At 65.3% G+C, this 7038-nt stretch carries 10 protein-coding genes and 1 pseudogene; 10 read left to right on the top strand and 1 reads right to left on the bottom strand.

Annotated features, from left to right (window positions below):
- From AB0J09_RS50905 to AB0J09_RS50895, 3 genes are all read left to right on the top strand, one after another.
- Positions 1-795: ATP-binding protein (locus AB0J09_RS50905; protein WP_360708652.1), on the top strand; the 795-nt coding region annotated here is incomplete at its 5' end.
- On the top strand, positions 792-1460 hold the full coding sequence (locus AB0J09_RS50900; protein WP_360708650.1) for a response regulator: 669 nt from the start codon (positions 792-794) through the stop codon (positions 1458-1460). The genes AB0J09_RS50905 and AB0J09_RS50900, both read left to right, overlap by 4 nt.
- Before the next feature lie 93 nt (positions 1461-1553).
- Positions 1554-1745, top strand: a complete 192-nt coding sequence (locus AB0J09_RS50895) for a hypothetical protein (RefSeq protein ID WP_360708647.1) — start codon at positions 1554-1556, stop codon at positions 1743-1745.
- Between the two features lie 20 nt (positions 1746-1765).
- Here AB0J09_RS50895 and AB0J09_RS50890 read toward each other — a convergent pair whose 3' ends face one another.
- Positions 1766-2413, bottom strand: coding sequence for a class I SAM-dependent methyltransferase (locus AB0J09_RS50890; protein ID WP_360708644.1), 648 nt, complete (start codon positions 2411-2413; stop codon positions 1766-1768).
- Between the two features lie 621 nt (positions 2414-3034).
- Here AB0J09_RS50890 and AB0J09_RS50885 point away from each other — a divergent pair.
- From AB0J09_RS50885 to AB0J09_RS50855, 7 genes and pseudogenes are all read left to right on the top strand, one after another.
- On the top strand, positions 3035-3340 hold the full coding sequence (locus tag AB0J09_RS50885) for a hypothetical protein (RefSeq protein WP_360708641.1): 306 nt from the start codon (positions 3035-3037) through the stop codon (positions 3338-3340).
- Between the two features lie 258 nt (positions 3341-3598).
- Complete coding sequence (locus AB0J09_RS50880) at positions 3599-4165, top strand: hypothetical protein (protein WP_360708639.1); 567 nt, start codon at positions 3599-3601, stop codon at positions 4163-4165.
- 469 nt (positions 4166-4634) lie between these two features.
- Positions 4635-4853 (top strand): SDR family oxidoreductase, encoded by a 219-nt coding sequence (locus tag AB0J09_RS50875; protein WP_360708636.1) that lies wholly within the window; start codon positions 4635-4637, stop codon positions 4851-4853.
- A 384-nt stretch (positions 4854-5237) separates the two neighbouring features.
- Entirely contained in the window at positions 5238-5567 is a 330-nt protein-coding gene (locus AB0J09_RS50870) for a PadR family transcriptional regulator (RefSeq protein ID WP_360708634.1), read from the top strand.
- Between the two features lie 2 nt (positions 5568-5569).
- Complete coding sequence (locus tag AB0J09_RS50865; protein ID WP_360708631.1) at positions 5570-5941, top strand: DUF1048 domain-containing protein; 372 nt, start codon at positions 5570-5572, stop codon at positions 5939-5941.
- Complete coding sequence (locus AB0J09_RS50860; RefSeq protein ID WP_360708628.1) at positions 5941-6750, top strand: ATP-binding cassette domain-containing protein; 810 nt, start codon at positions 5941-5943, stop codon at positions 6748-6750. The genes AB0J09_RS50865 and AB0J09_RS50860 overlap by 1 nt, the downstream gene beginning before the upstream one ends.
- A gap of 10 nt (positions 6751-6760) precedes the next feature.
- Positions 6761-7038, top strand: a pseudogene (locus AB0J09_RS50855) (ABC transporter permease); the annotation flags it as partial.

Below are 7038 nucleotides of genomic sequence, written 5' to 3'. Positions count from 1 at the left end.
GCCAGCGACCGGCGCGTCCTGGAGGCGTTCGCCGCCGAAGCCGCCGTCGCGCTCCGGCAGGAACGCCTGCAGGAGGAGGCCGAGCAGGCCAAACCCCTGGCCGAAGCCGACAAGATGCGCACTGCCCTGCTCGCCGCCGTCAGCCACGACCTGCGCACCCCGCTGGCCGCCGCCAAGGCCTCCGTCGAGAGCCTGCGCAGCAAGGAGGTCGAGTGGTCGCCCGAGGATCGCGACGAACTGCTCGACACCGCACACCAGTCGCTGAACCGCCTCGACCGGCTGGTGGAGAACCTGCTCGACATGAGCCGCCTGCAAGCGGGAGTGCTCGGCCTGTCGCTCCAGCCCGTCGCCCTGGAGGAGGTGGTCCCCCGCGCCGTCGACGACCTCGGGAGCCTCCGCGACCACATCGAGGGCGACATCTCCGTCGAACTCCCCGAGATCGTCGCCGACCCCGCGCTGCTTGAACGCGTCCTGGTCAACCTGATGACCAACGCCGTCCGCTACAGCCCAGCCGACCAGAAGGTGCTCATCACCGCCAGCTGGCACGACGACCAGGTCGAGATCCGCGTCATCGACCGCGGCCCCGGAATCCCGCTCGAATACTACGACCGCGTCTTCCTGCCCTTCCAGCGGCTCGGCGACCGCGACAACGGCACCGGCGTGGGCCTCGGGCTCGCGCTCTCCCGCGGCCTGACCGAGGCCATGGGCGGCGCGCTCGTACCCGAAGAGACACCAGGGGGAGGTCTCACCATGACCGTCCAGATGCCCATCTCATCACAGGCGATGACAGCATGACCAAGATCCTCGTCGTCGACGACGAACCGCAGATCCTGCGCGCGCTGCGCATCAACCTGGTCGCCCGCCAGTACGAGGTCGCGGTCGCCGCGGACGGCTCCACCGCACTGCGCCAGGCCGCCGAGTGGCACCCCGACCTCGTCGTGCTCGACCTCGGGCTGCCCGACATCGACGGCGTCGACGTCATCCACGGCCTGCGCGGCTGGACCCGGATCCCCATCGTCGTGCTGTCCGGCCGGGCCGGCAACCAGGACAAGATCGACGCTCTGGACGCCGGAGCCGACGACTACGTGACGAAACCGTTCAGCATCGAGGAGTTTCTCGCCCGCGTCCGCGCCGTCTCCCGCCGCGCCGCCATTCACGAGTCCGAGCTCGCCAGCATCCAGATCGGCGACCACAAGGTCGACCTGGTCGGCAAGACGATCTCAGGCGGCGTGCGGCTCACTCCCACCGAGTGGCACATCCTGGAGATCCTGCTCCGAAACCCCGGCAAGCTCATCCCCCAGCGCTACCTGCTGACCGAGGTATGGGGCAGCAAACACGTCAAGGAGACCCACTACCTGCGCCAGTACATGGCCCAGCTCCGCCGCAAACTCGAACGCGACCCCGCCCGCCCCCTCCACCTGATCACCGAACCGGGCATGGGCTACCGCTTCACTCCCTGAACTCCTCATGGCAAGGGCGTGCACGCGATGTGTTCGCGTCAAGACACGTCATGAGCCCTATTCCCGCTCACGGCGGCGAGAGATATTCGAGGTATGAGCGGACGGACACTCGATCTGGTCATCCTCGGCACGTGGGCGGTCGTCTTCGTGATCGTGTCGCTCGTCGTGCCGGGGATCGCGAATCTCATCGTGGCCTGGGTGGGCGGCGTCGCCCTCCTCTGGTACAACGAGCTGGTGCGCCATGACCCGAAGGACGACTCGCTACATCCTCGCTGGCTCCACTGACACGTTCCCCACGCCAGGCCTCAACTCGGCCTGGCGACCCCTACAACGTGGTTGAAGTGGCAGAACGCGAACCGGTCCAAACTCTCGATGACAAATCCCGCCTCCTGGATGGCGGCCACAGTGTCACGGGTGGGACGGCAACCTCCGGCGGCTCGCGACCAGAGCGGAGACACCAGGCTCTCCGCCAGCGTCACCACCAGATTGGCGGAGCGCTGGTGCTCGTAGAACCGCAATTCACCACCGGGTACCAGGATTCGCCGGACCTCCTCCAGCGTTTCGTGCACCCGTGACGCGCAGCACAACACCAGCGAGCACACGACAGCCTCGCAGGACGCGTCCTCGACCGGCAAGTGCCGCAGACTCCCGTCGACGATCTGGACGGGAGTCGAGACGCGTGCGGCCACGTTCTTAGCCGCCGCCCGCAGGAAGGGATCCGGCTCCACCAGCACGATCTCGTCCACGCTCGACGGGTAACAGCTGAGTTTCACCCCGTCGCCGGCCCCGATCTCCAGGACCTGCCCGCTCAGCCCTGCGAGGAGCCGCCGACGCTGCGGAGTCGGCTCGGACCCGTTGCACACCGGCCGCGGATGGTGGAACTGCTCCATGCCCTGGCTGAAGTGCCGACCGGTATCCGGTGGTTCGACGAGGTCGCCGGTACGTGCTGCCATGTGTCCTCCTGAGTACCGCAACCCCACTATCGGGCAGCGCCGCTCCGGGCGGACAGCATTTCTACGCGATCCTGACGGCTTTGCCCGGAATTCATACGCGTCCTTGAGACCGGGTCGTCCATTGCAGCAACACCATCCTCTTCCCAATGGAGAAACCGCCCGCCAGACCAGAAGCGGATCTGTGCTGCTTGCCCGTGGCCCCCCGGGATTCGGCCACCTCGGGCTGCCCTGCCGAGGGTCGCGCGCTGCCGTGCTGCACCTGCCCGCGGCAGAACGGCGCACCAGGGCCGGAGAGTTGCTCGAACGCTTCGACCTCAAAGACGTGCGCCTTCGCGCTGGCCTGGCTGTCGGCCGCAGTCGGCCTGGTCACCAAGACCGTCGGCGGCGCGAACAGCGCGACCAAGAGCGGCGGTGCGCAGTCGAAGGCTACTTCCATTCGAAATGAAGCCGTCGCCGGTCTGAATTCCCTTGTCTTTTTACCGCAAACAGCGAGTAATACTCCAATCAGGGGATCAGCCGGATTGAGATCCGCACTCCTTCGCGGGTATAGCTTCTGACGTCGCTCATGTTCAAATAAGCAGAGCGGTCCCACCGACCGCCAGCAGGAGGGTGCGCCGCGAAATGACTCGTCACGTCACCGAGAACAGGCCCGTCGGTGTACGGCGGATGATGCTGTTCACGCTGGCGGTGGTCGTACCGGGGATCATCGCGATGTCGTCGGCACCTGCACATGCAATGGCGATCCAGGGGCCCCCGAACTGGGGAAACGGCAAGCACAACAAGAACTACGTGGCGGTGAAGAGCCCCACCATCATGCATGGCGCACAGCAGATATCGGTTTCCATCAGCAGCAGGACAAAAACGCAGGCCGCCTTCTGCAAGAGAAGGGCCTGGACCTGCAAGATCTCCCAGAGAATAGGTTACTGACCGATTACCCGCCTGACGCCGCCGGAGTCGGACCTGCCAACTCGGCGCTCGCCCGTATTAGTGCCTTCGCCTGATAATGGCTTGGTAATAACCTGGCCGTGGAGTGTCGAGTACAGATCAACACTCCGCCGGTCAGTATGCTGGCAAATGACTCCATACCCCTTATTAGCATAGGGCGACAAAAGAATGATTTGTCAGCATCACGGCAGAGCAGTCAGATCATATTTTCTGGCCTGCGCGTTCGCTTCGACGATATTCATGGGGTGCCTCACGCCACTTTCGGCGGATGCGACCACATCGAGCGTCCAGCCGAAGCACAAGGCGAAGAGCCTCGACATCGATTCAGATGCCGATGGCGGATCCGTGAACAGCAAGACGATCTCCGTGGAAAGTCCTACCAACAACCAGGGCAACCAGCACACTTCGACCAGCACTCCCGGCGGGACTACCAGCGTTCAGAACGCTCTCTGCAGGCGAACCCCGGTGTGCAGGATCACCCAGAAGGTCATCGTGGTCGCTCCCGGAAAGGCCAAGGAGACCGTTCAATCAGCGGAGAGCACCGCCACGCCGCAAGAGGCCGATCCCCCTGAGCCGGAAATCGCTGAAGCGCTCAATGCCGAAAACGCCATCGACCCTGAGCCGGAGCGAAACGAGAACCTCCCGATCAAGGAGGCCGTTCTCGACCTGGAGATGGCCCTGTTGTCGCGGATGATCGAGGACGTCCGTAGCGGGCGCCCGACCACTGACCTGGCCGACCCGTTCAGTTGGGGGCCGCTCATCGGTAGGCCGTGCTCATCGCTACCGCCGCCGTCACGATGCTCATGACGGTGCCGTACACAGGGCCGCCTTCAACGGAATGAGGTCCCAGGATGCGCGGGTCAGGCGGCAAGGGTGCCGATGTCGGCGGCGACCCGGGCGAGGGCCCGGATGCGGTCGTTCTCGGTCTCGGTACGCCACACCAGGGCATACGGCAGGGCGTCGATGTCCCGGACGGGCAGGTAGGCGATGTCGGGCCGGCTCCAATAGCGCTCATGTGGGTGGGGAAGAGGCTGACGGCCTCCCTGTACTGGTCAGGGTGAGGATCTCCTCGGCGTTCCGTACCACGGGGCCGCGTTCGATCCGGTGCCCCGAACGGGTGTGAGTCGGGTGTAGCCGTCCATCCAGTAGTCCGGCCGGGACAGGGCGTCGCAGCCCTGGCCGGCCAGGTACGGCTGGACATCCTGGTCAACAATGCCGCCATCATCCTTCGCCGGGGCACGACGATGACCCGGCGAAGGAGCAAGGTCCCGTCGAGGTGCTCAGCCGGTCCCTGGCCCAGACCGTCGGCGCGCGAGGCATCACCGTCAACGCCGTGGCGCCCGGCCCGACCGTCACCGACATGAACCCCTGGATGCTCGACAACCCCGAAGTCCAGCAGATGGTGGGCAGCGGCAACGCCATCCCCGGGCCGGCCAGCCCGCCGACATCGCCGACGTGGTCGCCTTCCTGGCCTCCGAGGCCGGTCGCTAGGTGACCGGGCAGGTCATCGACGCCTCGGGAGGGTGCTTCCTCGGCCTTCGGATATGAGCTGACAACGGCGCAACCGGCGGAGATCAGGTCTGATGCGGTGTCGTGTCAGCGGCCATGTCAGCACGGCAACGGCCCGGTATCAGAGCGGTCGGCGATGGTGGATGCCATGAACGGTTCAGCGATTGCGGGCCCAGGTCCTGTTGATCACGTGGTTGCGGAGTCGGCCGGAGGGCCTTGAAGCCGCTGATGGCCTGGCGGTTCCCGCCGTTCGCGCCTTTAGGTGGCAAGAGCCGACACCTCCCGCCGCCACGGGGAGCTTGCGTCAACGCTATTCAGCGTTACTATGTACCAGTAGTTAGCAACAATGAGTAGCTGAGGGGGGTGTTCCATGGGCAAGCAGGTGACGGAGATGCTCAAGGGCACGCTGGAGGGCATCGTCCTCGCAATCCTGTCCGGCCGGCCCGCGTACGGCTACGAGATCACGGCGTGGCTGCGGGATCAGGGCTTCTCCGACATCGCCGAGGGCACTATCTACGCGCTGCTCGTCAGGATCGAGCAGCGCGGCCTCGTCAACGTGGAGAAGGTCCCGTCCGAGAAGGGGCCGCCGCGCAAGGTGTACTCGCTCAATTCTCAGGGGCGGGAGTATCTCGAAGAGTTCTGGAGGACCTGGAGCTTCCTCGCCGAACGGCTCGAACAGCTCCGCAAAGGAGGAAATTAGACATGACCTCAGGATGGATCGAAAAGGTCACAGGGTCGCTCGAGGACAAGAAGCGCTACCGGCAGTACAAGGAGCGCATCCGACAGCTTCCCGCGACCTATCGCACAGCGGTCGAGGCGCTGGAGCGGTACCTGATGCAGTTCGGGTGGGGGGACGGCACCGGCTGGCTTTCGATGTACGAGGACCTCCTCTACCTGTTCGAGCAGAGCGCGGCGGACAAGACCCCGATCCGCGAGATCGTCGGGGAGGACCCCGTGGAGTTCATCGAGGATTTCGTTCGGAGCTACCCGGCGGGTCAGTGGAGACTCCGGGAGCGGCAACGGCTGATCAACGCCATCGAGCGCGCCGCTGGAGAAGAAGAGGGGGCCGTCTGATGACGACACAGCAAGCCCGGGCGATCCAGGTGCAGGGCCTGGAGAAGTCGTACAAGGAGTTGCAGGTGCTGCGCGGCGTGGACTTCACCGTGGCGCGGGGCAGCATTTTCGCGCTGCTCGGCTCGAACGGGGCGGGCAAGACCACGGTCGTGAAGATCCTTTCCACGCTGCTCAAGGCCGACGCCGGGACAGCCAGCGTCAACGGCTTGGACGTCGCCACGCAACCGGCGAAGGTGCGCGAGTCGATCAGCCTCACCGGGCAGTTCGCCGCCGTCGACGAAATCCTCAGCGGGCGGGAGAACCTCGTGCTGGTCGCCCGGTTGAGGCACCTCAAGAATCCGGGCAAGATCGCCGATGACCTGCTCGAGCGTTTCTCGCTGACCGACGCGGGCGCGCGGAAGGTGTCGACGTATTCGGGCGGCATGCGCCGCCGCCTCGACATCGCGATGAGCCTGATCGGCAACCCGCCGGTCATCTTCCTCGACGAGCCCACCACCGGGCTCGACCCCCAGGCACGCATCGAGGTGTGGCAGGCCGTCAAGGAACTGGCCGCCCAGGGCACGACGGTGCTGCTCACCACCCAGTACCTGGACGAGGCCGAACAACTCGCCGACCGGATCGCGATCCTCCACGAGGGCCGCATCATCGTCAACGGCACCCTGGACGAGCTCAAGCAACTGCTCCCGCCCGCCAAGGTCGAATACGTCGAAAAGCAGCCGACCCTCGAGGACGTCTTCCTCACCCTCGTCGGCGACAACGGCAAGGACGGCGACGCCGGCCATGACCACAACGCCGGCACACACGCGTAAGGAAACAACGATGAGCAAGCATTTCTTCGGCGACACCACCGTCCTGCTGGGACGGTCCCTGCGCCACATCACACGCAGCGCGGACACCATCATCACGACCGCGGTCATGCCCATCGCCATGATGCTGCTGTTCGTCTACGTCTTCGGCGGCGCGATCAAGACCGGGCCGGTCTCGTATGTGAACTACCTACTACCCGGCATCCTGCTCATCACGATCGCCTCAGGCATCGCCTACACCGCATACCGGCTGTTCATGGACATGAAGGGCGGCATCTTCGAGCGCTTCCA

Origin of the sequence: Nonomuraea sp. NPDC049784 (assembly GCF_040659615.1) — a bacterium.
GTDB lineage: Bacteria > Actinomycetota > Actinomycetes > Streptosporangiales > Streptosporangiaceae > Nonomuraea.
The sequence above is the reverse complement of the archived record's forward strand: the minus strand, read 5'-3'. Positions and strand labels throughout refer to the sequence as shown.

Coding starts and splice junctions, on each gene's coding strand:
- AB0J09_RS50900 (WP_360708650.1), top strand. CDS start 792: ATGACCAAGATCCTCGTCGTCGACGACGAACCGCAGATCCTGCGCGCG.
- AB0J09_RS50895 (WP_360708647.1), top strand. CDS start 1,554: ATGAGCGGACGGACACTCGATCTGGTCATCCTCGGCACGTGGGCGGTC.
- AB0J09_RS50890 (WP_360708644.1), bottom strand. CDS start 2,413: ATGGCAGCACGTACCGGCGACCTCGTCGAACCACCGGATACCGGTCGG.
- AB0J09_RS50885 (WP_360708641.1), top strand. CDS start 3,035: ATGACTCGTCACGTCACCGAGAACAGGCCCGTCGGTGTACGGCGGATG.
- AB0J09_RS50880 (WP_360708639.1), top strand. CDS start 3,599: ATGGGGTGCCTCACGCCACTTTCGGCGGATGCGACCACATCGAGCGTC.
- AB0J09_RS50870 (WP_360708634.1), top strand. CDS start 5,238: ATGGGCAAGCAGGTGACGGAGATGCTCAAGGGCACGCTGGAGGGCATC.
- AB0J09_RS50865 (WP_360708631.1), top strand. CDS start 5,570: ATGACCTCAGGATGGATCGAAAAGGTCACAGGGTCGCTCGAGGACAAG.
- AB0J09_RS50860 (WP_360708628.1), top strand. CDS start 5,941: ATGACGACACAGCAAGCCCGGGCGATCCAGGTGCAGGGCCTGGAGAAG.